This window comes from Pseudomonas sp. DTU_2021_1001937_2_SI_NGA_ILE_001 (assembly GCF_032463525.1).
Classification (GTDB): domain Bacteria; phylum Pseudomonadota; class Gammaproteobacteria; order Pseudomonadales; family Pseudomonadaceae; genus Aquipseudomonas.
Genome location: NZ_CP135971.1, coordinates 5,305,631 through 5,330,224, shown reverse-complemented (window position 1 = coordinate 5,330,224; position 24,594 = coordinate 5,305,631). Strand labels below are relative to the sequence as shown.

Genomic DNA, 24,594 nt, shown 5'->3' with positions numbered 1-24,594 from the left:
GGCTCAGCCCAGGCAGACGCCTGGCGACAGGCTGGCCGGCAAGCCCAGCGCCGGGCTTTCCAGCGACGCCACCGGCCAGGCGCAGTAGTCGGCGGCGTAATAGGCACTGGCGCGGTGATTGCCCGACGCCCCTACCCCACCGAACGGCGCACTGCTGGCGGCACCGGTCAGGGGTTTGTTCCAGTTGACGATACCGGCGCGGCTCTGCAGCCAAAAATCGCGGTACAACGCCTCGCTGTCGGACAGCAGCCCGGCGGCCAGGCCGTACTGCGTGGCGTTGGCCTCGGCCATGGCCGAGGCGAAATCGGCGTGGCGGATCACTTGCAGCAACGGGCCGAACAGCTCCTGGTCAGGGCGCTGAGCCACGGCAGTGACATCGATGATGCCCGGGCTGAGCAAGGCGGTGCCGTCCTGTATACGGGTCATGGCCAACAGCGGCGTGGCGCCCTCGGCAAGCAGTTGCGCCTGGGCCTGCAGCAGCGCCTCGGCAGCTGCCAGGGAAATCACCGCGCCCATGAACGGCGCCGGCGTGCTGTCGAAGGCGCCCACCCGCAAGCTGCCGCTGACCTGCACCAGACGCGCCAGAAAGGCATCACCCCAGGCGCCGCGCGGCACCAGTAGCCGACGCGCGCAGGTGCAGCGCTGGCCGGCAGAGAGAAACGCCGACTGGATCACCGTGTACACCGCCGCATCGACGTCCTGCACCTCATCGACCAGCAGGGGGTTATTGCCGCCCATTTCCAGGGCCAGGATCTTCTGCGGCTGGCCGCCGAACTGGCGATGCAGGGCCTGGCCAGTGTGGCTGGAACCGGTGAAGAACAGGCCATCGATACCCGGGTGCGCCGCCAGCGCCTTGCCGGTGTCGCGCCCACCTTGCAGCAGGTTGAGTACGCCGGCGGGCAGGCCGGCCTCGGCCCAGCACTGCAGAGTCAGTTCGGCCACGCCAGGGGTCAGCTCGCTGGGCTTGAACACCACGGTATTGCCGGCCAGCAACGCCGGGACGATATGCCCGTTGGGCAGGTGGCCAGGAAAATTGTAGGGGCCGAACACCGCCACCACGCCATGCGGCTTGTGCCGCAGCACCGCCGTTGCATCGCCCAGCGGCCCGCTCTTCTCCCCGGTACGCTCGCCGTAGCTCTGGATCGAAATGGCCACCTTGTTGATCATGCTGGTGACTTCGGTCGCAGCTTCCCATAGCGGCTTGCCGGTTTCCTCACCGATACGGCGGGCCAGTTCATCGGCCCGCTGCTTCAGGCAAGCGGCAAAGGCCTGCAGCAGATCGATGCGTGCCTGCAGCGGACGCACAGCCCAGCCGGCGAAGGCCCGACGTGCCGCCTGCAGCGCCTGGTCCACCTGCGCCGCCGTGGCCGCCTGGCCGGACCAGACCACCTGCTGGCTGACCGGGTTGCGTGAAGCGAAGGCCTCGCCTTGCCCCTGCAACCAGACGCCGTCGATGTACAGGCCGTTCATCAGGCACCCGCCGACAGCGGCACGGCGCGCACGTTGTCACCCGGCCCCATGCGCAGGCGCCGGGCCGTGGCCGGGTCGACCACCAGGGTGCCGGCCACCGACCGCGCACGCCCCACGGTAATGCGGCAGTCTTCGCGTTTGCGGTTATGAATGAGGTACAGCGGCGCTTCGTCACCGGCGGTGCCGATCGACAGCACCAGCGCCTGGCTGTCGCGCACGGCGCGAATCTTGTTGGTCTCGCACTCGATGGCCGGCCCGGCGTCGAAGATGTCGACATAGCCCTGGTAGGTGAAGCCTTCGCTCTTGAGCATGGTCAGCGCCGGCTCGGTCTCGGCGTGCACGCGGCCAATGACGTTGCGCGCATCATCGGACAGGAAGCAGGTGTACAGCGGAAACTTGGGCATCAGCTCGGCGATGAACGCCTTGTTGCCCACGCCGGTCAGGTAGTCGGCCTGGCTGAATTCCATCTTGAAGAAGTGCCGCCCCAGGCTTTCCCAGAATGGCGAACGGCCATGAGCATCGGAGATGCCGCGCATCTCGGCGATGATCTTCGGTCCGAACAACTGCGGGAATTCGGCGATGAACAGCATGCGCGCCTTGGACAGCAGACGGCCATTGAGGCCTGTGCGCGAATCGGCGTGCAGGAACAGCGAGCACAGCTCGGAATTGCCGGTCAGGTCGTTGGCCAGGAACAGCGTGGGAATCTCGCGGTAGATGTTCAGCTCCTGCGAAGCGTTGACCGTCAGCCCCACCCGGTAGTTGTACCAGGGCTCGCGCAGCCCCACGGCACCGGCGATGGCAGAAATGCCGATGACCCGCCCATCGTCGTCCTCGAGAACGAACAGGTAGTCGGAGTCGGCGCGCTCGGCCTCGCCGCGAAAGCTTTTTTCCGCCCAGCCGACCCGGTGGGTCAGGCGCTGCTCATTGGCTGGCAGGGTCGTCAGGCCGGCGCCGGTGCTGCGCGCCAGGTCGATCAGCGCGGGCAGGTCACTGCTGCGTACGGAACGAACGATCATCTCTTCTCCTCAACGGACCCTCTGCGGGCCCGGCTAACCTGGCGACCTGGGCCGTCAGACCGAAACGATGCGCACACTGGCGCCTTCCCCGACCCCCAGGGCCAGCGCTGCTGCCTGGGTGAGAGTGACCGGACGACCCGGCGCCCAGTCCAGCTCCAGCAGCACGGCACGGTAATCCTGCAGCAAGTCATTGGCCACCAGATACAGGCGCCCGCCACGCGGTACGTCCTCACCCGCCTGGATCTTCACCGGCACCAGGCGGCTCTGGGCAATGGAACGAATGCCCGAGACCCGCGCATGCAGGGTCGGTCCACCGTCGAAAATGTCGATGTAGTGATCGGTTTCGAAGCCTTCGCGCATGAGAATGTCGAAGGTGATCTGCGCACGCGGGTGCACCTGCCCCATGGCCTCTTGCGCGTCGTCGGACAGCAACGGCACGTAAATGGGGTAATGCGGCATCAGCTCGGCCAGGAAGGTTCGGCTCTTCAGGCCGCAAAGGCGTTCGGCGTCGGCGTAGTTCAGATTGAAGAAGTGCCGGCCGATGGAGTCCCAGAACGGCGAGTCGCCATGCTCGTCGCTGTAGCCGACGATCTCGGTAACCAGCGAATCGGCGAAGCGCTCCGGGTGGTTGGCGATGAACAGCAGGCGCCCGCGGGAGTTGAGTTCCGACCAGGCGGTGCCGACCAGTTCGGGAATCACATAGAAACTGGTCAGCAGGCTGTTGCCCGTCAGGTCGTGGCACAGCGACAGGACGTGGGTCTTGTTGTGGATCTTCAGTTCACGGGAGGCGTGGACGAAGGTCTCGTTGCGAAAGCTGTAGAACGGCTCGGAATACCCGGCCGAAGCGACGATGCCGGAGCAACCGACCAGGCGCCCGGTCTCGCTGTCTTCCAGCACGAAGAAATAGGTTTCTTCACCGTTGAAGCTGACTTCGGCGGCGAAGGACGACTCCGATGCGGCGATCTTGTCACCCAGGCGGCCTGCATCGTCAGGCAGGGAGGTGACACCGATCGGGCTGTCGGCGGCGAGGCGCTGGACCTCGGCCAGGTCGGCCATTTGCGCAGGGCGCATCACCAGCATGGCGTCACTCCTTAGCGTGTGTCGCGGTCAGGGCTGCACGCCGACAGCCGGCATGCAGTGGAAACGGGCACCGCGACCGGCCAGAAGCTGGCAGGTCGCGGCGGTCTGGATCAGGCAGTCAGTTTGGCGATGGCACGCTCGAAGCGGTCCAGGCCTTCCTCGATGTCCGCATCAAGAATCACCAGGCTCGGCGCGAAACGCACCACGTCCGGGCCGGCCTGCAGAATCATCAGGTCCTCGGCCTCGGCAGCAGCGAAGATGTCCTTGGCACGGCCTTTCCAGGCATCGCTCAGTACCGCACCGATCAGCAGACCCAGGCCGCGCACCTGGCTGAACACGCCGTACTGCTCACCGATACGTTCCAGGCGGGTGCGGAACAGCTGGTGCTTGGCGGCCACGCCTTCGAGCACCTGCGGGGTATTGACGATGTCGATTACCGCCTCGCCCACCGCACAGGCCAGCGGGTTGCCGCCGTAGGTGGTGCCGTGAACGCCGACCGCAAGGTGCTTGGCCAGCTTCTCGGTGGTCAGCATCGCCGCCAGCGGGAAGCCACCGCCAATGCTCTTGGCGCTGGAAAGGATGTCGGGCGTCACGCCATAGTGCTGGTAGGCGAACAGCTTGCCGGTACGGCCCATGCCGCTCTGCACTTCGTCGAAGACCAGCAGCGCGTTGTGGCGGTCGCACAGCGCGCGGGCGCCCTGCAGGTAGGCCAGGTCACCGGGCAGCACCCCGCCCTCGCCCTGGATCGGCTCCAGCACTACGGCGCAGGTCTTGTCGCTGATCGCCGCTTCCAGCGCAGCCAGGTCGTTGTACGGCACATGGCTGATACCGGTGATCTTCGGCCCGAAGCCGTCGGAATACTTGGGCTGGCCACCCACGCTGACGGTGAACAGGGTACGGCCATGGAAGCTGTTCAGCGCAGCGATGATCTCGTACTTCTCCGGCCCGTACAGGTCATGGGCGACACGGCGGGCCAGCTTGAAGGCCGCTTCGTTGGCCTCGGCGCCGGAGTTGCAGAAGAACACCCGCTCGGCGAAGGTGGCGTCGACCAGCTTGTGCGCCAGGCGCAGCGCCGGTTCGTTGGTGAACACGTTGGATACATGCCACAGGTTGTTGGCCTGGGCGGTCAGCGCACCAACCAGCGCCGGATGGCAGTGGCCCAGGGCATTCACCGCAATGCCGCCGGCGAAATCCACCAGTTCACGGCCCGCCTGGTCCCATACGCGCGAACCGGCGCCACGCACGGGAATGAACCCGGCCGGCGCATAGTTGGGAACCATGACTTGGTCGAAATCGGCGCGTTGCACCGCAGCATGCTCAACGGACATCAGAATCTCCTGGAGAGAAGCACCCGCCTGGAACTGGCAAGCGCATCGAAAAGAATTGTAAGGACTGCATTTTGTCCGGCCTTGCTGGCAGGCGACAAGTTGTTACAGCTCAGGAGCAGTAGCGCAGGCCGTTTTTCAGAGAGGCGACATATTGCTTCACAAACCGGTAATTGAAAACAGCCAGGGCTTGCGCTGCAAGCTGCAAGAAGTCTGGCGACGAGCGCCAATCCCTGCCTGCAACCTGCGGCTTATGGCTTGCCGTTGCGCTCAACCGCGCTCAGCGGGCACCGAGGACAGTTCGAACGGGCTGTTACTGCGTCGCTGGTTGCGGTCTTCGCGCGGGGTGGCGCCAAAGAAGTTGCGATACGCGCTGGAAAAATGCGGGCCGGACGAGAAGCCGCACGACAGGCCGATCTGGATGATCGACTTGCTGGTCTGCATCAGCATCTGCCGCGCCTTGTTGAGGCGCAACTCCAGGTAATACTGGCTGGGCACGCGGTTCAGGTACTGCTTGAAGATGCGCTCCAGCTGGCGGCGCGATACGCAGACATGCTGGGCGATCTCGTCGGTGGTCAGCGGTTCTTCGATGTTCGCCTCCATCAGCAGCACGGCCTGGGTCAGCTTCGGGTGGCTGGACCCCAGGCGATTCTGCAACGGAATGCGCTGGCGCTCGCCGCCTTCGCGAATGCGCTCGACCACCAGCTCTTCGGACACCGCACCGGCCAGTTCCGCGCCGTGGTCGCGGGACAGCACCGCCAGCAGCAGGTCGAGTACCGACAGGCCGCCACAGGCCGTAAGGCGGTCGCGATCCCAGTCGAACAGGTGGCTGGTGGCGATGGCCTTGGGGAAGCGCTCGCTGAAATCATCCTGCCAGCGCCAGTGCACCGCCACGCGGTAGCCGTCGAGCAGGCCCAGCTGCGCCAGCGGGTAGACCCCGGCCGACAGGCCGCCAATCATGCAGCCGCTGCGCACCAGGAACTTGAGCGCGCTGCCCAGGCTGGCAGAAACCGGCGCCGGTGGCTCGTCGGCCAGCAGAAACAGCTTGCCCAGCCCCTCGAGCGCGGCAGGCGACCAGGGCTCGCCCGGCAGGCGCCAGCCCTCCTCGGCCACCGCGCCGGCCGCCTCGGCCTGCAGGAACACGGCTTCGTAGCGCACTTCGGGGTGGACCCTCTGGGCCACGCTCAAGGCTTCCTCGGCCAGGGCCAGCGTAAGGGCCCTGGTGCCGGGCCAGACGAGAAAACCTATTCGATGGGCAGTCATTCGGACATCCAGTACTGATAAGACCCGCACCCACAGCCACCTTGGCTGGCGGCACACCCGCTGACGCTGCCGGCCCCGCGGGCCTGACGCAGCATGCCTTGTTCAACGGCAAAAAGCACCTTCACAGGGCGGTACTACTTGAGACTGCCCGACAGGAACTGGCGCAGGCGCTCGGAACTGGGGTTGGCCAGCACCTCGCGGGGGTCGCCCTGCTCCTGAACCAGCCCCTGGTGCAGGAACACCAACTGGTTGGACACCTCGCGGGCAAAGCCCATCTCATGGGTGACCACCACCATGGTGCGGCCTTCCTGGGCCAGGCTCTGCATGACCTTGAGCACGTCACCGACCAGCTCCGGATCCAGCGCCGAGGTCGGCTCGTCGAACAGCATCACCTCCGGCTCCATGGCCAAGGCACGGGCGATGGCCACGCGCTGCTGCTCGCCACCGGACATGTGCCCCGGGTAGGCGTCCTTGCGATGCGCTACGCCCACCCGCGCCAGATAGTGCTCGGCGCGCTCGATCGCCTCCTTGCGCGACACCCTCAACACCTGGATCGGCGCCTCGATGACGTTCTCCAGGGCGGTCATGTGCGCCCACAGGTTGAAGTGCTGGAACACCATCGACAGCCGCGAGCGCATGCGCTGCAACTGCTTGGGGTCAGCGGCGCGCAGGGCGCCGTCCTTGCCCGGCACCAGGCGCAGCTCCTCGTCGTTGAGCAGGATCTTGCCGGCGTGCGGCTGTTCGAGCAGGTTGATGCAGCGCAGGAAGGTGCTCTTGCCCGAGCCGCTGGAGCCGATGATGCTGATGACATCACCGGCCCGGGCGGTCAGGGACACACCCTTGAGCACCTCGTGGGTGCCGTAGCGCTTGTGCAGATCCTGGACTTGCAGTTTGTTCATCTGGTTTTCCCGAAAAGAGCGGTCAGTCACTGAGCAGGCGCCCCTGGCGTCGCGCCGTGCGCCCCGCCACCTTGGCCAGCCAGAAACCGGGTTGTGCGTAGCGAAGCCGCTCGACGGCGAACAGCACGCCAGCGGTGGTCGAACAGACGGTGCTGGCCTGGTCGGACAACGGGTCGATGACCTCGAACAGCGGCTCGCCCTCCTCGACCCATACCCCCGGCTGACGCAGGAAGCTCACCACGCCCGGATGCGGTGCATAGAACAGCTCGGTACCCTCGAACGGCATGCCCTCGCACGCCTGGCCGGCAGCCTGTGGCCAGGCGCCTTCGATGAAGCCCTGCTCGGCAAGGAACGCCAGGATGCCGTCGGCGTGCGCCTGCACCTGCTCGCGGCGGGTGTCGGCCTGGCCGCCCAGTTCCAGGGTGGTGGCCAGGCAGGCCAGCGGAATCTGCGCCTGTGGGAAGATCCGCGACAGGCGCAGCCACGGCAGCGAGCAGGCTTCGTCGAATGAACTGCCGCCGGAGTCCTCGGCCAGCAGCGCGACCTTCATGCCCATGTGGGCGGCCAGCGAGCGCCACTGCGGCCAATGCTGCGGCAAGGCGTACATGTGCAGCGCCGCTTCGGCGTCACAGTGCAGGTCGAGCACCACGTCGGCATCGCAGGCATGGGTGATCAGCAGGCGCTGCAAGCCTTCCAGCTCGCTTTGCGCGGCCGGCAGCGCGGCCAGCGCGTCGCGCATGGCCTGGCGAATCAACTGCACATTGGCCCGTGGGTCGTCGCCCAGGCGCCCCTCGACCTGCGCCGCCACCGGCTCGCTCAGCTCGAAGAAGTCCCGGTTGAAGTTGCGCCCACTGGCGAATTCGAAGCGCCCCTGGTGCGCGCCTTGCAGCAGTTGGCCCAGGCCCAGCGGGTTGGCCACCGGCACCAGCTCGACGGTGCCCTTGAGCGCGCCCTGGGCCTCCAGTTGCGCCAGGCGCTGCTTGAGTTCCCAGGCGGTGCGCATGCCCGGCAGTTCATCGGCGTGCAGGCTGGCCTGGATGTAGGCCTTGCGCTCGCCGGCACCGAAACGGAAGACCGAAAGCTGGCGCGAAGTGCCCAGGCTGCTCCAGGGCAATGAATGATCGATACGTTGCATGTCAGACCTTCCTCGGGGCCAGATACCCCAACCAGCGGCGTTCAGCCAACCTGAACAGCCGCACGAGAATGAAAGTCAGGCACAGATAGAAGACGCCTGCGGTGATATAGGCCTCGAAAGGCAGGTAGTACTGGGCATTGACGGTACGCGCCGCGCCGGTGATGTCGATCAGGGTGACGATGGAGGCCAGGCTGGTGGTCTGCAGCATCATGATCACTTCATTGCTGTATTGCGGCAGCGCACGACGCAACGCCGAGGGTAGCAGGATGCGCCGGTACAAGGTCACTGGCGACATGCCCATGGCCCGCGCCGCCTCGATCTCCCCCGCCGGGGTGGCCTTGAGGCTGCCGGCGATGATTTCGGCGGTGTAGGCGCTGGTATTGATGGCGAACGCCAGGCAGGCGCAAAACGTCGCGCTGGACAACCAGGGCCACAGGAAGCTCTCGCGCACTACGGCGAACTGCGCCAGGCCGTAGTAGATCAGGAACAGCTGCACCAGCATCGGCGTGCCGCGAATCACGTAGGTGTACAGCCAGGCCGGCAGGTTGACCCAGCGGTTCCTGGAGACGCGCATGATACCCAGCGGCAGGGCCGCCAGCAGGCCGAAGAACAGCGCAATGCCCAGCAGCTTGAGGGTGGTCAGCAGGCCGCTGAAGTACAGCGGCAGGCTGTCCCAGACCACGTTGTAATCGAAAATCATAGCTCGGCCGCCCTCACACCCACGGTGTAGCGTTTTTCCAGCCAGCGCAGCGCCAGCATCGAGACGCTGGTAATCAGCAGGTACAGTGCCGCCACCGCCAGGTAGAAGGTGAACGGTTCACGGGTCGCGTCCGCCGCCTGCTTGGCCTTGAACATCATGTCCTGCAGGCCGACCACCGAGATCAGCGCGGTGGCCTTGGTCAGCACCAGCCAGTTGTTGGTGAAGCCGGGAATCGCCAGGCGGATCATCTGCGGCACCTGGATGCGCCAGAACACCTGGAAACGGCTCATGCCGTAGGCCATGCCGGCCTCGGCCTGGCCCTTGGGAATCCCCATGAACGCGCCGCGGAAGGTTTCCGACAGATAAGCGCCGAAGATGAAGCCGAGGGTGAAGATGCCCGACGCCATCGGGTCGAGGTCGATGTAGTCATCGAAGCCCAGCAGCGGCGCGATGCGGTTGATCAGGTCCTGGCCGCCATAGAAGATCAGCAGGATCAGCACCAGGTCGGGAATTCCGCGCACCACGGTGCTGTACAGGTCGCCCAGCCAGGCCAGCCAGCGCAGGGGCGACAGGCGAATTGCCACGCCAAGCAGGCCCAGGACGATTGCCAGGGCCATCGACGACAATGCCAGCTGCAGCGTCAGCCAGGTGCCTTCGAGGATCACGGCCCCGTAGCCATTCAACATGTTCAGTGGTCCTCAAACAGGCAGATAAAAAATGGCGCAAACCGGGATTTTCCCGTGTTGCGCCATTTCGACAGCAGCCATTACGGCTTTGCTTGCCGCCGGTATCACTTACCGTAGATATCGAAGTCGAAGTACTTGTCCTGGATGGCCTTGTACTTGCCGTTGGCGCGAATGGCCGCGATGGCGGCGTTCAGGCGCTCGAGGTTTTCCTTGTCGCCCTTGCGCACGGCAATGCCGATCCCTTCGCCGAAGTATTTCGGGTCGGTGAAGGCCGGGCCGGTGAATGCGTAGCCCTTGCCGGCGTCGGTCTTCAGGAAGCCGTCCTGCAGCAGGGTGGCGTCGGCGACGGTGCCGTCCAGACGGCCGGCGGTGATGTCCAGGTAGATTTCGTTCTGCGAGCTGTAGGGCGTGACCACTGCGCCCTTGGGTGCCAGCACTTCACGGGCGAAGCGCTCGTGGATCGAGCCACGCTGCACGCCGATGCGCTTGCCGGAGATTTCCGCCAGGCTGTCGCTGACCGCTACGCCTTCCTTGAGCACCAGGCGTGCCGGGGAGTTGTAGTACTTGCCAGTGAAGTCCACGGACTTCTTGCGGTCGTCGGTGATGGACATGGACGACAGAATGGCGTCGATCTTGCGGACCTTCAGCGCCGGGATCAGGCCATCGAACTCCTGCTCGACCCAGGTGCATTTGACCTTCATCTCTTCGCACAGGGCATTACCGATGTCGTAGTCGAAGCCCACGATGCTGCCGTCGGCGGCCTTGGAGGCGAACGGAGGATAGGCCGCTTCGATGCCGATCTTCAGGGGTTTCTCATCGGCGAATACCGGCTGGACGATCATCGACAACGCCAAAGCGCCAAAAAGCACTAGCTTCTTCATTCCTGGAACTCCATCGGTAGATCATGTGGGCGACAGATTGAGCATAGAGCCCAATGCGCCAAGCGGTAGCGGATGTGCGATGCGCAATGTTGAGCAACTGCATGGGACATTGCGAATGGGCGGGCATTTTAACGGCAGGGCGAAAGTCGATATTTCTTCAATGCGACAACTAGTTACAGAAGCTCTAGCTTTGCATGAAAGCCACATTGACAAATCTGAAGCGAGCTGCTTTGCGCAAATCATTTGAAACAGAAATCCGCGCCGCAAAGCCGCACATTATTCGCAAAGCCCCGCTGCACGGCAAGCCCGACAGCGTCCGGCCTGCATGACGCGGCACGTCCAAATGGGCTGCGGGAACGGGTGGCGGGCCTGCTGCCCGCCTGGCTACAAACGGATAAATATCCTGCTTGCCAGACGAAAACCCCCCACCCGGCCAGGCCAGATGGGGCATCGTGGGCATCGGCGATCAGGCCGCGCTCATGGTCTTGTGGGTGTCGATCAGGTGCTGTACCACGCCCGGGTCGGCCAGGGTGGAGATGTCACCCAGCGCGTCGTACTCGCCGGTGGCAATCTTGCGCAGGATACGTCGCATGATCTTGCCGGAACGGGTCTTCGGCAGCCCCGGCGCCCACTGGATGACGTCTGGCGAGGCAATAGGACCAATCTCCTTGCGCACCCAGTTGCGCAGCTCCATGCGCAGCGCTTCGTCGGGCACCTCGCCGGAGTTGAGGGTCACGTACACGTAGATGCCCTGTCCCTTGAGGTCGTGCGGCACACCGACCACCGCCGCTTCGGCGACTTTCGGGTGGGCGACCATGGCGCTCTCGATCTCGGCGGTGCCCATGCGGTGGCCGGAAACGTTGAGCACGTCGTCCACACGTCCGGTGATCCAGTAGTAGCCATCTTCGTCGCGGCGCGCACCGTCGCCGGTGAAGTACATGCCGCGGAAGGTCTTGAAGTAGGTGTCGACGAAACGGTCGTGGTCGCCGTACAGCGAACGCGACTGGCCTGGCCAGGAGTCGAGAATCACCAGATTGCCTTCGGCCGGCCCTTCGATCAGGTTGCCCAGGTTGTCGACCAGCGCGGGGATCACACCGAAGAACGGCCGGGTCGCCGAGCCTGGCTTGAGCGCGGTGGCGCCGGGCAGCGGGCTGATCAGGATGCCGCCGGTCTCGGTCTGCCACCAGGTGTCGACGATCGGGCACTGCTGCTTGCCCACGGTATCGTAGTACCAGCCCCAGGCCTCGGGGTTGATCGGCTCGCCCACCGAGCCCAGCAGGCGCAGGCTGGAGCCGTCGGCGCCTTCCACCGACTTGGTGCCCTCGGCCATCATCGCGCGAATGGCGGTAGGCGCGGTGTAGAGAATGTTGACCTTGTGCTTGTCGATGATCTTCGACACGCGGGTGATATCCGGGTAGTTCGGTACACCCTCGAACAGCAGGGTGGTCGCACCGTTGGCCAGCGGACCGTAGACGATGTAGCTGTGGCCAGTGACCCAGCCCACGTCGGCGGTGCACCAGTAGACCTCGCCGGGGCGGTAGTCGAATACGCGCTCGTGGGTCAGCGCGGCATACAGCAGGTAGCCCGCCGTAGTGTGCAGCACGCCCTTGGGCTTGCCGGTGGAACCGGAGGTGTAGAGGATGAACAGCGACTCTTCGGCGCCCATTTCCTTCGGCGCACAGGTGCTCGACGCCACTTCCAGCAGGGCGTGGTACCAGATGTCACGGTGGCGGTTCCACTCGATCTCGCCACCGGTGCGCTTGCACACGATGACTTTCTGCACGCTGCTGGTCTCGGGGTTGGTCAGGGCGCGGTCGACGTTGGCCTTCAGCGGCGTCTTCTTGCCACCCCGCAGACCTTCGTCAGCGGTGATCACCACCTTGGAGCGGCAGTCGATGATGCGGCCGGCCAGAGCCTCGGGAGAGAAGCCACCGAACACCACCGAGTGGATGGCACCGATGCGCGCACAGGCCAGCATGGCCACCACGGCCTCGGGAATCATCGGCATGTAGATGGTCACCACGTCGCCGCGGTGCACGTCCTGGCCACGCAGGGCGTTGGCGAACTTGCAGACTTCGGCATGCAGCTCGCGGTAGGTGATCTCGCGGTGTTCGGACGGGTCGTCGCCTTCCCAGATGATCGCGATGCTGTCGCCGCGCTCTTCCAGGTGACGGTCGAGGCAGTTGTAGGCGACGTTGAGGGTGCCGTCGGCGAACCACTTGATGTCGACGCGATGATCGTCGAAAGAGGTCTGCTTGACGTGGGTAAAGGGCTTGATCCAATCGAGGCGCTTGGCCTGCTCACGCCAGAAGCCATCGGGGTTGACCACCGACTGCTGGTACATGGCCTTGTAGGTCGCCTCATCGGTCAGCGTATTGGCCGCGACTTCCGGGCGGACGGGATACAGGGAAGCTGCACTCATCTTGGTTACCTCGGTGAATAGTTGTTGTTGTATGCCGTTGTTGTATCCCGCTACCGGATGTGGGGCCATTCGACGATGGTCTTACCGTTCGGTGCCTGTCCTGCGCCGCCCGCAGCCCGGCGCCCACCTGGCGCATTGTTGCAGTTTTGCCAAAGACGCTTATCAGCATGACTCGTATATCCCCCGTCGTCAGCTCCCTAGAATGGGCCTCGCCAATCGGCAACCAAGCGACATCCCCCCACGCAAAAAGGCTCGCCCATCGACCTGAAAACGGTCGATGCGCCCCCTTGCACACTGAATTTGGCACTTGAAGAAGGTCCGAAAATGAAACGCTCACTCTGGGTTCTGGCACTCTGCGGTTTCAGCACACTGGTCATGGCTGACGAACCCGCTGCCCGAACGGCCAGCCAGGCAGACTCCGCCATCCCTGCCGTGGAAACCTACACCTACGGCTCGCACCCGGATATCGCCCGGGTGATCTCGATCAGCCCCACCCCCAACGTCTGCAAGGTGGTGCCAGTGCGCATGACCTACGAAGACTCCCACGGCCAGCGGCACGTCATGAGCTACCAGATCATGGCCAACGGCTGCGGCAACAGCTGACCCTCATAACAACAAGAAAACGCCTCCCGGCACGCCCGGCGAGGCGTTTTTTCGTCCATGCCTGCAAAGCGCCGCGCCGGGCAGGCTATCCTGTCGGTTCAGCCTGCCACTCGGAGTCTGCTCATGAGCACCCTGGACCAACGCCCCTGCCAGCCCTGTCACGGCCAGGCCAGCCCCGTTACCGATGAAGACCTGGTCGTGCTGATGCCGCAGCTGCCCGGCTGGCAATTGCACACCCGCGATGGCATCAAGCAGCTGGAAAAGACCTACGCCTTCAAGGATTTCGCCAGCGCCCTGGCCTTCACCAACACCATAGGGGCCCTGGCCGAGGCCGAAAATCATCACCCTGCCCTGCTGACCGAATGGGGGCGGGTCACCGTGACCTGGTGGACGCATGCCATCGGCGGCTTGCATGCCAACGACTTCATTCTTGCGGCGCGCACCGAAGGGGCCGCCGAGCAGGCGCCAGGCCATCAATGAGCGGCCCAGCCAGACAGCCGGAAACGGCGTTTGTTTCTTCCAGGGCAAATAAAAAAGTCTGATTGTCATCTTCACTGCGTTATCCTGTCGCAGCTTTGTTAAGCACGGTTCTATCTGCAAACCCCTTGCGAGGAGCAATGACTATGCATGAAATCCCGAACTTTCCCTTCACAAGCAACCAGGAAACCGCCCAGTCGGCCCTGGCGCAACAAGAGCTCGGCGTCGCCGCCGAACACCAGAGCACCCCGGCTGACGACAGCCAGCAGACCCTCGGCGAAGACTGAAGGCTGACCACAGGCGTATCGAAAACGGACCCTCCGTTTTCCATGCGCCTGTCATGACCGATCTACCCCGTTCTGAAGAAGTCCCTCATGAGTGAATTCACCCCGGAGCAAGCCGACACCCTGATCGGCACCGCCGAACAAATGATCCAGATCTGGAGCCGCCTGAGCCCGGAAAAGCAGAGCGCCCTGCTCAGCCGCTTCGGCACCCGGGAAAATGCCCTGGCCGCCCTGGTGACCACCCGTCTGCTGTCCCCCGCCAACAACTGATCAGCGCTACGCCTGGGCGAATTCGCCTGCGAGCGGCTATCGGTTAGCCATCCTCTCCCACACTTGTCGTACATCAATGCATTGACGGTATGATGGGCGGCGATCGTGAGCAGGCTAAGTTTCCAGGCTCTCGACGCTTTCGACCGCCTTCACTACCTGCGACGCCTGATGACCACACCTGAATCCGCTCCACAACCGACCCAACTGCAGGTAACCCTGCAGGTCGTGTCCATCGTGATGTTCACCTTCATCGGCTACCTGTACATCGGCATCCCCATCGCCGTATTACCGGGTTATGTGCACAACGAGCTGGGCTTGGGCACGATCACCGCCGGCCTGGTGATCAGCGTGCAGTACCTGGCCACCCTGCTCAGCCGGCCCTGGGCCGGGCGAGTGATCGACAACCTGGGCTGCAAGAAGGCCGTGCAGTTCGGCCTGCTCGGCTGCGCCGTCAGCGGTGTATTCATGCTGGTAGCCGTGTGGCTGCAGCAATGGCCGCTGCTCAGCGTGGCCTGCCTGTTCGTCGGCCGGCTGATCCTCGGCAGTGCCGAAAGCCTGGTAGGGTCCGGCGCCATCGGCTGGGGCATTGGCCGGGTCGGTGCGCAACATACCGCCAAAGTGATCTCCTGGAACGGGATCGCCAGCTACGGCTCGATGGCCATCGGCGCCCCACTGGGGGTCTGGATGGTCAAGACTTTCGGCCTGGCCAGCATGGGCACAAGCCTGATCCTGCTGGGGCTGCTCAGCCAGTTGCTGGCCTGGAAAAAAGCCCCGGTGCCGATCGTGCACGGCGAGCGCATGCCGTTCATCCATGTGCTGGGCCGGGTATTCCCGCACGGCATGGGCCTGGCGCTGGGCTCCATCGGCTTTGGCACCATCGCCACCTTCATCACCCTCTATTACGCCAGCAAGCAGTGGCCCAACGCCGCACTGTGCCTGACCCTGTTCGGCGCCTGCTTCATCATTGCGCGGCTGCTGTTCGGCAACCTCATCAATCGCCTGGGCGGCTTTCGCGTGGCGATCGCCTGCCTGAGCGTGGAAACCCTCGGCCTGCTGGCGCTGTGGATGGCCAATACGCCGGAGCTGGCGCTGCTCGGAGCAGCACTCACCGGCTTTGGTTTCTCGCTGGTGTTCCCGGCGCTGGGAGTCGAGGCGGTGAATCTGGTGCCGGCGTCCAGTCGTGGCGCCGCAGTGGGCGCCTATTCGCTGTTCATCGACCTGTCGCTGGGCCTGACCGGCCCATTGGCCGGTGCCATTGCCGCCGGCTTCGGCTTCGTGTCGATCTTCCTGTTCGCCGCCCTGGCCTCACTGGCCGGCCTGGCACTCAGCGTCACCCTGTATCGCCGCAGCCGACTGGCCCGTAGTCAGTAATCGACCTTGCCGCGCCCGGCCTTGATCGAACCGCGCTGGCTCTTGGCTTCCAGGCGGCGTTTCTGTGAACCGAGGGTCGGCTTGGTCGGCCGGCGCTTCTTCTCCACTCTGGTCGCGGCCTGGATCAGCTCCACCAGGCGCAGCAGCGCATCGGCGCGATTCTGCTCCTGGGTACGATACTGCTGGGCCTTGATGACGATCACCCCATCGGCGGTAATGCGGCTGTCACGCCAGGCCAGCAGGCGTTCCTTGTAGAGCGCCGGAAGCGAAGACGCCTGGGTATCGAAACGCAGGTGAATGGCACTGGAGACCTTGTTGACGTTCTGCCCACCCGCGCCCTGGGCGCGAATGGCCGACCATTCGATCTCGCTGTCCGGCAGCTGGACCGTGTTGGAAATGACCAGCATCAGCGCCTCCCGTCGAAGTGTTCAGCCACGCACCCAGCTCAGGCGAGCTTGGCCCGGCGCGGCTTGAGCCAGTAGAACACAGCCATCACCGCCAGCCACACCGGTATCGCGAACACCGAGATGCGAATACCGGGGATCAACAGCATGATGCCGAGGATCAGCCCCACGAAGGCCAGGCACAGGTAGTTGCCCCAGGGATACCACAGTGCCTTGAAGGCCGGAACCTGGCCACTGCGCTGCAGATGCTGGCGAAACTTCAGGTGTGAATAGCTGATCATCGCCCAGTTGATCACCAGCGTCGCCACCACTAGCGACATCAACAGCTCCAGCGCCTCGCCGGGCATCAGGTAGTTGAGCAGCACGGCAATCACGGTGACCGCCGCCGAGGCGAGAATCGCCGGCACCGGCACGCCGCGCCGGTCGACCCTGGCCAGGCCGCGCGGCGCATCGCCCTGCTCAGCCATGCCCACCAGCATGCGGCTGTTGCAGTAGGTGCCGCTGTTGTACACCGACAGCGCCGCAGTCAGCACCACGAAGTTGAGCAGATGAGCGGCGGCATCGCTGCCCAGCAGGGAGAACACCTGCACGAAAGGACTGCCGCTGTAGGCATCGCCAGAGGCGTTCAACGTACCGAGCAGACTGTCCCAGGGCGTCAGCGACAACAGCACCAGCAACGCACCGATGTAGAAGATCAGGATGCGGTAGATGACCTGGTTGATCGCCTTGGGGATGACCGTTTTCGGCTGTTCGGCCTCAGCGGCGGTGAAGCCGAGCATTTCCAGGCCACCAAAGGAAAACATGATGAACGCCAAAGCCATGACCAGCCCGCTGACGCCGTGCGGGAAAAAGCCACCATGCGCCCACAGGTTGCTCACCGAGGCATCGGGGCCACCCTGACCGCTGAGCAGCAAGTAGCAGCCCAGGCCGATCATGCCAACGATCGCCGCGACCTTGATGATCGCGAACCAGAACTCGGTTTCACCGAAAACCTTCACATTGGTCAGGTTGATGGCGTTGATCAGCAGGAAGAACGCCGCTGCGGTGACCCAGGTCGGAATCTCCGGCCACCAGTAATGCACGTACTTGCCCACGGCGGAGAGTTCCGACATGCCCACCAGAATGTACAGCAGCCAGCAGTTCCAGCCCGACAGAAAGCCGGCGAAGCCACCCCAGTAGTTGTGCGCGAAATGACTGAACGAGCCGGCCACCGGCTCTTCGACGATCATCTCGCCGAGTTGGCGCATGATCAGGAAGGCGATGAAGCCGCAGATGGCATAGCCCAGGATCATCGATGGCCCGGCACTCTTGAGCACACCGGCAGAGCCCAGGAACAGGCCGGTGCCCACCGCGCCACCCAGGGCGATGAGCTGGATATGGCGGTTCTTCAACCGGCGCTTGAAGCCGGAGTCGCTTGCAGTCATTGAAGCTACCTGATGTCTGTTGCGGGTACGAAAATGCAAACGCCGGTCGAAACCGGCGTTTGCAGGAGGCAGGAGAACTCAGTTACGGCTTTCGACCCGGGCCGGGGCGCTTGCCTGGGCGCTGACGCACTTCGCTGGGGCGCTCGGCGACCGGGGTACCACGGCCGCGACCGCCGGAGCGCGAATCACCGCCCTTGGCATCGTTGCGCAGGTTCGGCCGCGGGCGCTCTTCGCCCTTGGGCTGGCGCGGGGCACGTTCGCCCGCGGCGGGCGCGTCGGCCGCCGGACGCAGCTGACGCACACGCTCGCCTTTGCCCAGTGGACGCGAAGACTGGCGCTGCTGGCGCTCCAGCTTCTCACGGCTCTTGCCGCTCATCGCCGGCAGGGCCACAGGCTTGAGGCCCACTTCCGCCGCGAGGATGTCGACTTCCTGCTGGGTCATTTCGCGCCAGCGGCCCATCGGCAGGTCGGAGTTGAGGAACACCGGGCCGTAGCGCACGCGCTTCAGGCGGCTGACCACCAGGCCCTGGGACTCCCAGAGGCGACGCACTTCACGGTTGCGGCCTTCCATCACCACGCAGTGGTACCAATGGTTGAAGCCTTCGCCGCCCGGCGCCTTCTGCACGTCGGTGAAACGCGCCGGGCCGTCTTCGAGGATCACGCCGTTCTTCAGGCGCAGCAGCATGTCGTCGTCCACCTCGCCACGCACACGCACCGCGTATTCGCGGTCCATCTCATAGGACGGGTGCATCAGGCGGTTGGCCAGCTCACCGTCGGTGGTGAACATCAGCAGGCCTGTAGTGTTGATGTCCAGGCGGCCGATGTTGACCCAACGGCCTTCCTTGGGGCGCGGCAGGCGGTCGAACACGGTCGGACGGCCCTCAGGATCGTCACGGGTGCAGATCTCGCCGTCCGGTTTGTTGTAGATGATGACCCGGCGCACGGTCTCGCGGGCTTCCTCACGCTTGACCAGTTGACCGTCGACGCTGATCGCGTCGTGCAGGTCGACGCGCTGGCCGAGAGTGGCGACCACGCCATTGACCTTGATGCGGCCTTCGCCGATCCAGGCCTCGACGTCGCGGCGCGAGCCGACGCCGATACGCGCCAGCACTTTCTGCAGCTTCTCGCCAGCCGGCTTCTCGGCCTGGGGTTCTTGCAATTCTTTTTCACTCATCTGGGCACCTCCCGGTGTGTCGATTCAGGGTTTGCCGAGGACCGGCAATGCCTGTTGCCCGGCGGGCAGTGTGTGCCGCGCCCTGGCGAAATTCAATAAGCCTGCGGCCATAGCGGGCCGGAGGGGCGCGCATGATACGCGCTTGTGCCCGCTGGCGCACGCCGAGTCACTTCTTTTTCCGCCGGCCGGTGCGCTTGAGCGTGTCCAGGCGCTGACGCGCCAGGGCCAGGATCTCCTTGCGCTCTTCCTTGTCGAGCTTCTTCCAGGCCTTGATTTCCTTCTTGCTGCGCCCGCAGCCGATGCAGATGTCAGCGTCGAACTTGCACAGGCTGATGCAGGGGCTCTTGCTCATTGGCTACCTCATGTTCACGGTCACAGGGCAGACACGCGGCCTGCTCAATGCGGACCGTTCAATGGCCGGTCCTGATCCTCTTCACTGTCTTGGTCTTGCGGGTCGTCCTGCGGTTCCTCGGCCAGCAAGTCATCGAAGTCGGTCTTCAAGCCGTGTTCCATGGAATCCAGTTCCAGCAGCAGGCTGCGGAAGCTGGTTTCCTCCTTCGGAGGCGATGCCTCGCCGGCCTCCTCGTCGAAGTCCAGGCTGGCATCGGCCAGTGCCTGCAGGTGTGCCGGCACGGGCGCGTCGTCGATATCCAGCAGCGGCTCGGGCTCCATCTCCCGCAGGTCGGCCAGCGGCGGCAGCTCTTCGAGACTCTTGAGGTTGAAGTGGTCGAGAAACGCCTTGGTGGTGGCGAACATCGCCGGTTTGCCCGGCACGTCGCGGTAGCCCACCACACGGATCCACTCGCGCTCCAGCAGGGTCTTGACGATCTGGCTGTTGACCGTCACCCCGCGCACGTCCTCGATCTCCCCTCGGGTGATCGGCTGCCGGTAGGCGATCAGCGCCAGGGTTTCGAGCATCGCCCGGGAATAGCGCTGCGGTCGCTCTTCCCACAGGCGACCGACCCAGGGTGCGTAACGCTCGCGGATCTGCAGGCGGTAACCGGAAGCCACCTCCTTGAGTTCGAAGGCCCGCCCTTCGCAAGACTTGCCGAGAATCTGCAGGGCTTTCTTGAACACCGTCGGCCCTGGCCTTTCCGCTTCTTCGAACAGCTCGTAAAGGCGCTCCAGCGGTTGTGGCTTGCCCGAGGCCAGCAGGAAGGCTTCCAGCAGAGGAGCCAGATCACGGGGTTCGTTGAGATTCATGACTAGGGGCTCTATTCGGCTCGGGCACGCACGTGAATGGCGGCGAAGGGTTGGTTCTGCACCAGTTCGACCAGTTGTTCCTTGACCAGCTCGAGCACCGCCATGAAAGTCACCACCACACCCAGGCGGCCCTCCTCGGCGCTGAACAGCTCGGCGAACGGCACGAAGCCACCGCCCTTCAGGCGTTCGAGCACATCGCTCATGCGTTCGCGGGTCGACAGTGTCTCGCGGCTGATCTGGTGGCTTTCGAACAGGTCGGCACGCCGCAGCACCTCGGCCATGGACATCAGCAGCTCTTCCAGGGCGACATCGGGCAGCAGCTTGCGCGCCTTGGCCTGCGGTGCCTCGAGGCGCGGCACCACGACGTCCCGACCGACCCGGCTCAGTTCATCGATACCTTCGGCGGCGTTCTTGAAGCGCTCGTACTCCTGCAGCCGGCGGATCAGTTCGGCGCGCGGGTCTTCTTCCTCGACCTCGGCTTCTTCGGAGCGTGGCAGCAGCATGCGCGACTTGATCTCCGCCAGCATGGCCGCCATCAGCAAGTACTCGGCAGCCAGCTCCAGGCGCACGCTCTTCATCAGCTCGACGTAACCCATGTACTGCCGGGTGATTTCCGCCACCGGGATGTCGAGAATGTCGATGTTCTGCTTGCGGATCAGGTACAGCAACAGGTCCAGCGGCCCTTCGAAGGCTTCGAGGAAGACTTCCAGGGCATCGGGCGGAATGTACAGGTCCAGCGGCAACTGGTTGAACGGCTGCCCGTACACCAGCGCCAGTTGTTGCTGCAGCCCGGCCGGGCCGTCGAGTTCGGTCATCAGGCAGGCTCGGCGAACGGCGTGGGGTCGCCACAACCGACGCGGACGATCTGCGCTTCGCCTTCGGCCAGGTTGATCACCGTAGAGGCCGAAACGCCCCCGATGCCGCCGTCGATGATCAGATCGACGTGGCGCTCGAGGCGCTCGCGCATGTCTTCCGGGTCACTGAGCGGTAAGGTATCGCCGGGCAGGATCAGGCTGACGCTCATCATCGGCTCGCCCAGCTGGGCCAGCAGCGCCTGGGCAATGGGGTGCCCTGGCACGCGCAGGCCGATGGTGCGGCGCTTGGGATGCAGCACCAGGCGCGGTACTTCGCGGGTGGCATTGAGGATGAAGGTATACGGGCCGGGGGTGTGCGACTTGAGCGCACGGAAGGCTCCGGTATCGACCTTGGCGAACAGCCCCAGCTGCGAGAGATCGCAGCACATCAGGGTGAAGTTGTGCTTGTCGTCCAGCTGGCGCAGACGGCGAATGCGCTCGATGGCGCCCTTGTCACCGATCTGGCAGCCCAATGCATAGGACGAGTCGGTCGGATACACCACCAGCCCGCCGGCCTTGATGATCTCCACGGCCTGTTTGATCAGGCGCGGTTGCGGGTTCTCCGGGTGGACCTGAAAGAATTGGCTCACGGTAACTTCCTGTATCAGCCAGCAGCGACGCTGGATTCTTGTTTGAAACGCTCACACAGCGATGGCAGGTCTTCGGGCAGGGGCCGGTAAATGCCAATCTCCGACCAGTGGCCCGGGCCGTGGAAGTCACTGCCGGCACTCACCAGCAGGCCGAACTCCCGGGCCAGGATGGCCAGGCTGCCCACCTGCTCGGCAGCCTGCATGCCGTTGACCGCCTCGATGGCATGGCCGCCGGCCTGGATGAACTCGCCGACCAGCCGACGCCGCTTGCTGCGGGTGAAATCATAGTGCATGGGGTGGGCCAGGCTCACCCAGGCGCCCGAAGCCCGCAAGGTGGCCACGGTGTCTTCCAGGGTCGGCCAGTGCTGCTTGACGTCACCCAGCTTGCCGGCGCCCAGCCACTTGCGGAAGGCTTCGCTGCGGTCCTTGACGAACCCGGCGTTGACCAGAAAGTCCGCGAAATGCGGCCGGGCCGGAGCGTTGCCGCTGTCGCCCAACGCCTGCTGCACCGCCCTGGCTCCCTGAAGAGCCCCGGGCATGCCCTTTAGTTCCAGCTTGCGGCTGATTTCCTCGGCGCGCAGCCAGCGGCCCTCATGCAGCCTGGCGATGGCCTCGTTGAGCGCCGGCGCGTCGGCGGCGAAGCCATAGCCCAGCACGTGGATGGTCGCCCCGCCCCAGGTGCAGGACAACTCCACACCGTTGATCAGTTGCATGCCCAGTGCCTGGGCGGCGGCGCGGGCTTCAGGAAGCCCTTCGAGGGTGTCGTGGTCGGTCAGGGCCAGGACGCGCACGCCGTTTTCATGAGCCCTGGCGACCACCGCGGAGGGCGCTAGGGCGCCGTCCGAAGCGGTGCTATGGCAGTGCAGGTCGACAATCATGGGAAAGCTTTCGCGGTCATTGATGTTTGTTATTATGCCGTCACATCCCGCTTCTGGCTGCCATTGTGAAACAATTCATCGATTTCATTCCGCTGCTGCTGTTCTTCATCGTCTATAAAACCGAACCTCGCGCCGTCGAACTCCTGGGTCACGAAGTGACGCTGGGGGGCATCTTCAGTGCCACGGCGGTGCTGATCATCAGCTCCGTGGTGGTCTACGGCATCCTCTACCTGAAGCAGCGCATGCTGGAGAAGAGCCAGTGGCTGACCCTCGGTGCCTGCCTGGTATTCGGCAGCCTGACCCTGGCCTTCCACAGTGAGACCTTCCTGAAGTGGAAGGCCCCGGTGGTCAACTGGCTGTTCGCCCTGGCCTTTCTCGGCAGCCATTTCATCGGCGACAAGCCACTGGTGCAGCGCGTCATGGGCCACGCCCTGACCCTGCCGCAGCCGGTATGGGTACGTTTGAACATCGCCTGGATCGTCTTCTTCATCTTCAGCGGTGCCGCCAATCTCTATGTAGCCTTCACCTATCAAGACTTCTGGGTCGACTTCAAGGTCTTCGGCAGCCTGGCCATGACCCTGCTGTTCCTGGTAGGCCAGGGCCTTTACCTGGCGCGCTACCTGAGCGACGCCTCTTCCACGACCAAGACCAAGACCAAGGACTGACATGCTCTACGCCATCATCGCGACCGACACCCCGGACTCCCTGGAAAAGCGCCTGAGCGTGCGCCCGGCGCACCTCGAGCGCCTCAATGCCCTCAAGGATGCCGGCCGCCTGGTACTGGCCGGCCCGCACCCGGCCATCGACAGCAACGACCCGGGTCCGGCCGGCTTCAGCGGCAGCCTGATCGTGGCTGAGTTCGATTCACTGGCCGCCGCCGAAACCTGGGCCAAGGCCGATCCTTTCGTGGCCGCCGGTGTCTATGCCAATGTGGTGGTCAAGCCGTTCCGCCAGGTCCTGCCCTGAGCCACGTGCCAGTCACTACTGGCGCATCGCCTCCCTCATCATTGCGGGTTCGCTGCCGACACTGTTGATGCAGCGAACTGACGATCAGGGGATGACGAATGCGTTCAGGATGGTGGCTGGCGGTATGGCTGGCATGCGGCCCGATGGCCCAGGCCGAAGAGGTGCAACAGGATGCCGGGGCCGCCTCGCAAGCGGTGGCTTCGCCTGATCCGGTACAAGCCGAGCTGACCCAGCTCAGGCAACGCCTGGAAAGCCGGGAACGCGAACACGCCGAACGCATCCAGCAGCTCGAAGCGGCCGCCGGCGAGCGGGAAACCACCCAGGTGGCGCGCCTGCGCCAGGAAAACCAGCGCTTGCGGCTGCAACTGCGCGAAGCCCAGGCCGCCGTACCGCCGCCTTTGCTGAGCGAACCTCAGCAGTGGTTCGCCGTCGGCGGCAGCCTTACCCTGATCGCGCTGCTGCTCGGCATGCTGGCCGGCGGCTGGCGCAAACAACGTCGTCACTGGCTGAATTGAGTGAGTCATGAGCGAGCTGTTACTGATTGATGATGACCAGGAACTCTGCGAGCTGCTGGGCAGCTGGCTGTCGCAGGAAGGGTTTCAGGTACGCGCCTGCCACGACGGGCAAAGCGCGCGCGATGCGCTGGCGCAGAACGCCCCGGCAGCCGTTGTGCTGGATGTGATGCTGCCCGACGGCAGCGGCCTGGAACTGCTCAAGCAACTGCGCACGGAGCATGCCGAACTGCCGGTGCTGATGCTCTCGGCCAGGGGCGAGCCGCTGGACCGCATTCTCGGCCTGGAGCTGGGCGCCGACGATTACCTGGCCAAACCTTGCGACCCCCGTGAACTCACCGCCCGCCTGCGCGCCGTACTGCGCCGCAGCCACCCGGTCAGCGCCCCGAGCCAGCTGGAGCTGGGCGACCTGAGCTTCAGCCCGATGCGCGGCGTGGTCAGTATCGATGAAAAGGAAACCACCCTCACCGTCTCCGAAAGCCGCCTGCTCGAAGCGCTGCTGCGCCAGCCCGGCGAGCCACTGGACAAACAGGAACTGGCTCAGCTGGCGCTGGGCCGCAAGCTGACCCTCTACGACCGCAGCCTGGACATGCACGTCAGCAACCTGCGCAAGAAAATAGGCCCGCATGCCGACGGCAGGCCGCGTATCGTCGCGCTGCGCAGCCGCGGCTACTACTACAGCCCGTGAGCCAGGGTGCCGCCGCGAA

Annotated in this window: 29 protein-coding genes; 10 read left to right on the top strand and 19 right to left on the bottom strand. The window is 64.6% G+C overall.

All coding sequences use genetic code 11. From position 1 onward, the window contains the following. Nucleotides 1–3 precede the first annotated feature (3 nt). The 10 genes from astD to RRX38_RS23425 form a co-directional block, all read right to left on the bottom strand. Nucleotides 4–1,473 (bottom strand): succinylglutamate-semialdehyde dehydrogenase, encoded by a 1,470-nt coding sequence (gene astD, locus RRX38_RS23470; protein ID WP_315962736.1) that lies wholly within the window; start codon nucleotides 1,471–1,473, stop codon nucleotides 4–6. Beyond that, on the bottom strand, nucleotides 1,470–2,486 hold the full coding sequence (gene astA, locus RRX38_RS23465) for an arginine N-succinyltransferase (RefSeq protein ID WP_315960854.1): 1,017 nt from the start codon (nucleotides 2,484–2,486) through the stop codon (nucleotides 1,470–1,472). Before astA ends, astD begins: the two co-directional genes overlap by 4 nt. Before the next feature lie 54 nt (nucleotides 2,487–2,540). Continuing rightward, nucleotides 2,541–3,566, bottom strand: coding sequence for an arginine/ornithine succinyltransferase subunit alpha (gene aruF / locus RRX38_RS23460; RefSeq protein ID WP_295475904.1), 1,026 nt, complete (start codon nucleotides 3,564–3,566; stop codon nucleotides 2,541–2,543). Between the two features lie 110 nt (nucleotides 3,567–3,676). Then, nucleotides 3,677–4,894: an aspartate aminotransferase family protein gene (locus tag RRX38_RS23455; protein WP_295475902.1), complete on the bottom strand. Its 1,218-nt coding sequence runs from the start codon at nucleotides 4,892–4,894 to the stop codon at nucleotides 3,677–3,679. Nucleotides 4,895–5,161: 267 nt separating this feature from the next. Continuing rightward, nucleotides 5,162–6,154 (bottom strand): transcriptional regulator ArgR, encoded by a 993-nt coding sequence (gene argR / locus RRX38_RS23450; RefSeq protein WP_295475900.1) that lies wholly within the window; start codon nucleotides 6,152–6,154, stop codon nucleotides 5,162–5,164. A 134-nt stretch (nucleotides 6,155–6,288) separates the two neighbouring features. Then, nucleotides 6,289–7,053, bottom strand: coding sequence for an ABC transporter ATP-binding protein (locus tag RRX38_RS23445; RefSeq protein WP_315960853.1), 765 nt, complete (start codon nucleotides 7,051–7,053; stop codon nucleotides 6,289–6,291). 22 nt (nucleotides 7,054–7,075) lie between these two features. After that, nucleotides 7,076–8,188 (bottom strand): M14 family metallopeptidase, encoded by a 1,113-nt coding sequence (locus tag RRX38_RS23440; RefSeq protein ID WP_315960851.1) that lies wholly within the window; start codon nucleotides 8,186–8,188, stop codon nucleotides 7,076–7,078. A gap of 1 nt (nucleotide 8,189) precedes the next feature. After that, entirely contained in the window at nucleotides 8,190–8,888 is a 699-nt protein-coding gene (locus RRX38_RS23435; RefSeq protein ID WP_295475894.1) for an ABC transporter permease, read from the bottom strand. Further along, on the bottom strand, nucleotides 8,885–9,574 hold the full coding sequence (locus tag RRX38_RS23430; protein ID WP_315960850.1) for an ABC transporter permease: 690 nt from the start codon (nucleotides 9,572–9,574) through the stop codon (nucleotides 8,885–8,887). Before RRX38_RS23430 ends, RRX38_RS23435 begins: the two co-directional genes overlap by 4 nt. A 104-nt stretch (nucleotides 9,575–9,678) precedes the next feature. After that, complete coding sequence (locus RRX38_RS23425; protein ID WP_295475890.1) at nucleotides 9,679–10,455, bottom strand: ABC transporter substrate-binding protein; 777 nt, start codon at nucleotides 10,453–10,455, stop codon at nucleotides 9,679–9,681. A 194-nt stretch (nucleotides 10,456–10,649) separates the two neighbouring features. Between RRX38_RS23425 and RRX38_RS23420 the strand changes: the two genes are divergently transcribed. Continuing rightward, nucleotides 10,650–10,784, top strand: a complete 135-nt coding sequence (locus RRX38_RS23420) for a hypothetical protein (protein WP_315960849.1) — start codon at nucleotides 10,650–10,652, stop codon at nucleotides 10,782–10,784. Nucleotides 10,785–10,921: 137 nt separating this feature from the next. Here RRX38_RS23420 and acs read toward each other — a convergent pair whose 3' ends face one another. Further along, entirely contained in the window at nucleotides 10,922–12,877 is a 1,956-nt protein-coding gene (gene acs, locus RRX38_RS23415; RefSeq protein WP_315960848.1) for an acetate--CoA ligase, read from the bottom strand. Between the two features lie 324 nt (nucleotides 12,878–13,201). Here acs and RRX38_RS23410 point away from each other — a divergent pair, with 324 nt between their 5' ends. The 5 genes from RRX38_RS23410 (at nucleotide 13,202) to RRX38_RS23390 (ending at nucleotide 15,882) form a co-directional block, all read left to right on the top strand. After that, nucleotides 13,202–13,480 (top strand): DUF2790 domain-containing protein, encoded by a 279-nt coding sequence (locus RRX38_RS23410; RefSeq protein ID WP_315960847.1) that lies wholly within the window; start codon nucleotides 13,202–13,204, stop codon nucleotides 13,478–13,480. Nucleotides 13,481–13,603: 123 nt separating this feature from the next. After that, nucleotides 13,604–13,960 (top strand): 4a-hydroxytetrahydrobiopterin dehydratase, encoded by a 357-nt coding sequence (locus RRX38_RS23405; protein WP_315960846.1) that lies wholly within the window; start codon nucleotides 13,604–13,606, stop codon nucleotides 13,958–13,960. 143 nt (nucleotides 13,961–14,103) lie between these two features. After that, the gene (locus RRX38_RS23400) at nucleotides 14,104–14,244 is read left to right on the top strand and encodes a hypothetical protein (protein WP_295475878.1); all 141 of its coding nucleotides are present in this window, start codon (nucleotides 14,104–14,106) and stop codon (nucleotides 14,242–14,244) included. Between the two features lie 87 nt (nucleotides 14,245–14,331). Beyond that, complete coding sequence (locus RRX38_RS23395; RefSeq protein ID WP_295475877.1) at nucleotides 14,332–14,511, top strand: hypothetical protein; 180 nt, start codon at nucleotides 14,332–14,334, stop codon at nucleotides 14,509–14,511. Between the two features lie 168 nt (nucleotides 14,512–14,679). After that, nucleotides 14,680–15,882, top strand: a complete 1,203-nt coding sequence (locus RRX38_RS23390; RefSeq protein WP_410524931.1) for an MFS transporter — start codon at nucleotides 14,680–14,682, stop codon at nucleotides 15,880–15,882. Here RRX38_RS23390 and arfB read toward each other — a convergent pair. The 8 genes from arfB to RRX38_RS23350 all read right to left on the bottom strand — a co-directional run bounded on the left by arfB (nucleotide 15,876) and on the right by RRX38_RS23350 (nucleotide 22,409). Then, nucleotides 15,876–16,289, bottom strand: coding sequence for an alternative ribosome rescue aminoacyl-tRNA hydrolase ArfB (gene arfB, locus RRX38_RS23385; protein ID WP_315960845.1), 414 nt, complete (start codon nucleotides 16,287–16,289; stop codon nucleotides 15,876–15,878). The genes RRX38_RS23390 and arfB overlap by 7 nt on opposite strands. A 38-nt stretch (nucleotides 16,290–16,327) precedes the next feature. Then, nucleotides 16,328–17,710 carry an amino acid permease gene (locus RRX38_RS23380; protein WP_315960844.1) on the bottom strand — a complete coding sequence of 461 codons (1,383 nt, stop codon included), beginning with the start codon at nucleotides 17,708–17,710 and terminating at the stop codon, nucleotides 16,328–16,330. An 82-nt stretch (nucleotides 17,711–17,792) separates the two neighbouring features. Further along, on the bottom strand, nucleotides 17,793–18,884 hold the full coding sequence (rluB, locus tag RRX38_RS23375; protein ID WP_295475868.1) for a 23S rRNA pseudouridine(2605) synthase RluB: 1,092 nt from the start codon (nucleotides 18,882–18,884) through the stop codon (nucleotides 17,793–17,795). Between the two features lie 166 nt (nucleotides 18,885–19,050). Next, nucleotides 19,051–19,236, bottom strand: a complete 186-nt coding sequence (locus RRX38_RS23370; RefSeq protein ID WP_295475865.1) for a DUF1289 domain-containing protein — start codon at nucleotides 19,234–19,236, stop codon at nucleotides 19,051–19,053. Between the two features lie 44 nt (nucleotides 19,237–19,280). Then, a complete protein-coding gene (gene scpB / locus RRX38_RS23365) occupies nucleotides 19,281–20,087 on the bottom strand; it encodes an SMC-Scp complex subunit ScpB (RefSeq protein ID WP_295475862.1) in 807 nt (268 codons plus the stop codon). Nucleotides 20,088–20,098: 11 nt separating this feature from the next. After that, nucleotides 20,099–20,797 (bottom strand): ScpA family protein, encoded by a 699-nt coding sequence (locus RRX38_RS23360; RefSeq protein WP_315962735.1) that lies wholly within the window; start codon nucleotides 20,795–20,797, stop codon nucleotides 20,099–20,101. Nucleotides 20,798–20,901: 104 nt separating this feature from the next. Next, nucleotides 20,902–21,531, bottom strand: a complete 630-nt coding sequence (locus RRX38_RS23355; RefSeq protein WP_295475859.1) for an L-threonylcarbamoyladenylate synthase — start codon at nucleotides 21,529–21,531, stop codon at nucleotides 20,902–20,904. A gap of 14 nt (nucleotides 21,532–21,545) precedes the next feature. Further along, nucleotides 21,546–22,409 carry a PHP domain-containing protein gene (locus RRX38_RS23350; protein WP_295475856.1) on the bottom strand — a complete coding sequence of 288 codons (864 nt, stop codon included), beginning with the start codon at nucleotides 22,407–22,409 and terminating at the stop codon, nucleotides 21,546–21,548. 65 nt (nucleotides 22,410–22,474) lie between these two features. Between RRX38_RS23350 and RRX38_RS23345 the strand changes: the two genes are divergently transcribed. The 4 genes from RRX38_RS23345 (at nucleotide 22,475) to RRX38_RS23330 (ending at nucleotide 24,575) form a co-directional block, all read left to right on the top strand. Next, on the top strand, nucleotides 22,475–23,074 hold the full coding sequence (locus tag RRX38_RS23345) for a septation protein A (RefSeq protein ID WP_315960842.1): 600 nt from the start codon (nucleotides 22,475–22,477) through the stop codon (nucleotides 23,072–23,074). Nucleotide 23,075: 1 nt separating this feature from the next. Further along, the gene (locus tag RRX38_RS23340) at nucleotides 23,076–23,375 is read left to right on the top strand and encodes a YciI family protein (protein WP_295475851.1); all 300 of its coding nucleotides are present in this window, start codon (nucleotides 23,076–23,078) and stop codon (nucleotides 23,373–23,375) included. 98 nt (nucleotides 23,376–23,473) lie between these two features. Continuing rightward, the gene (locus RRX38_RS23335; RefSeq protein ID WP_315960841.1) at nucleotides 23,474–23,890 is read left to right on the top strand and encodes a hypothetical protein; all 417 of its coding nucleotides are present in this window, start codon (nucleotides 23,474–23,476) and stop codon (nucleotides 23,888–23,890) included. 7 nt (nucleotides 23,891–23,897) lie between these two features. Continuing rightward, nucleotides 23,898–24,575, top strand: a complete 678-nt coding sequence (locus RRX38_RS23330; RefSeq protein WP_315960840.1) for a response regulator transcription factor — start codon at nucleotides 23,898–23,900, stop codon at nucleotides 24,573–24,575. Nucleotides 24,576–24,594: the final 19 nt, after the last annotated feature.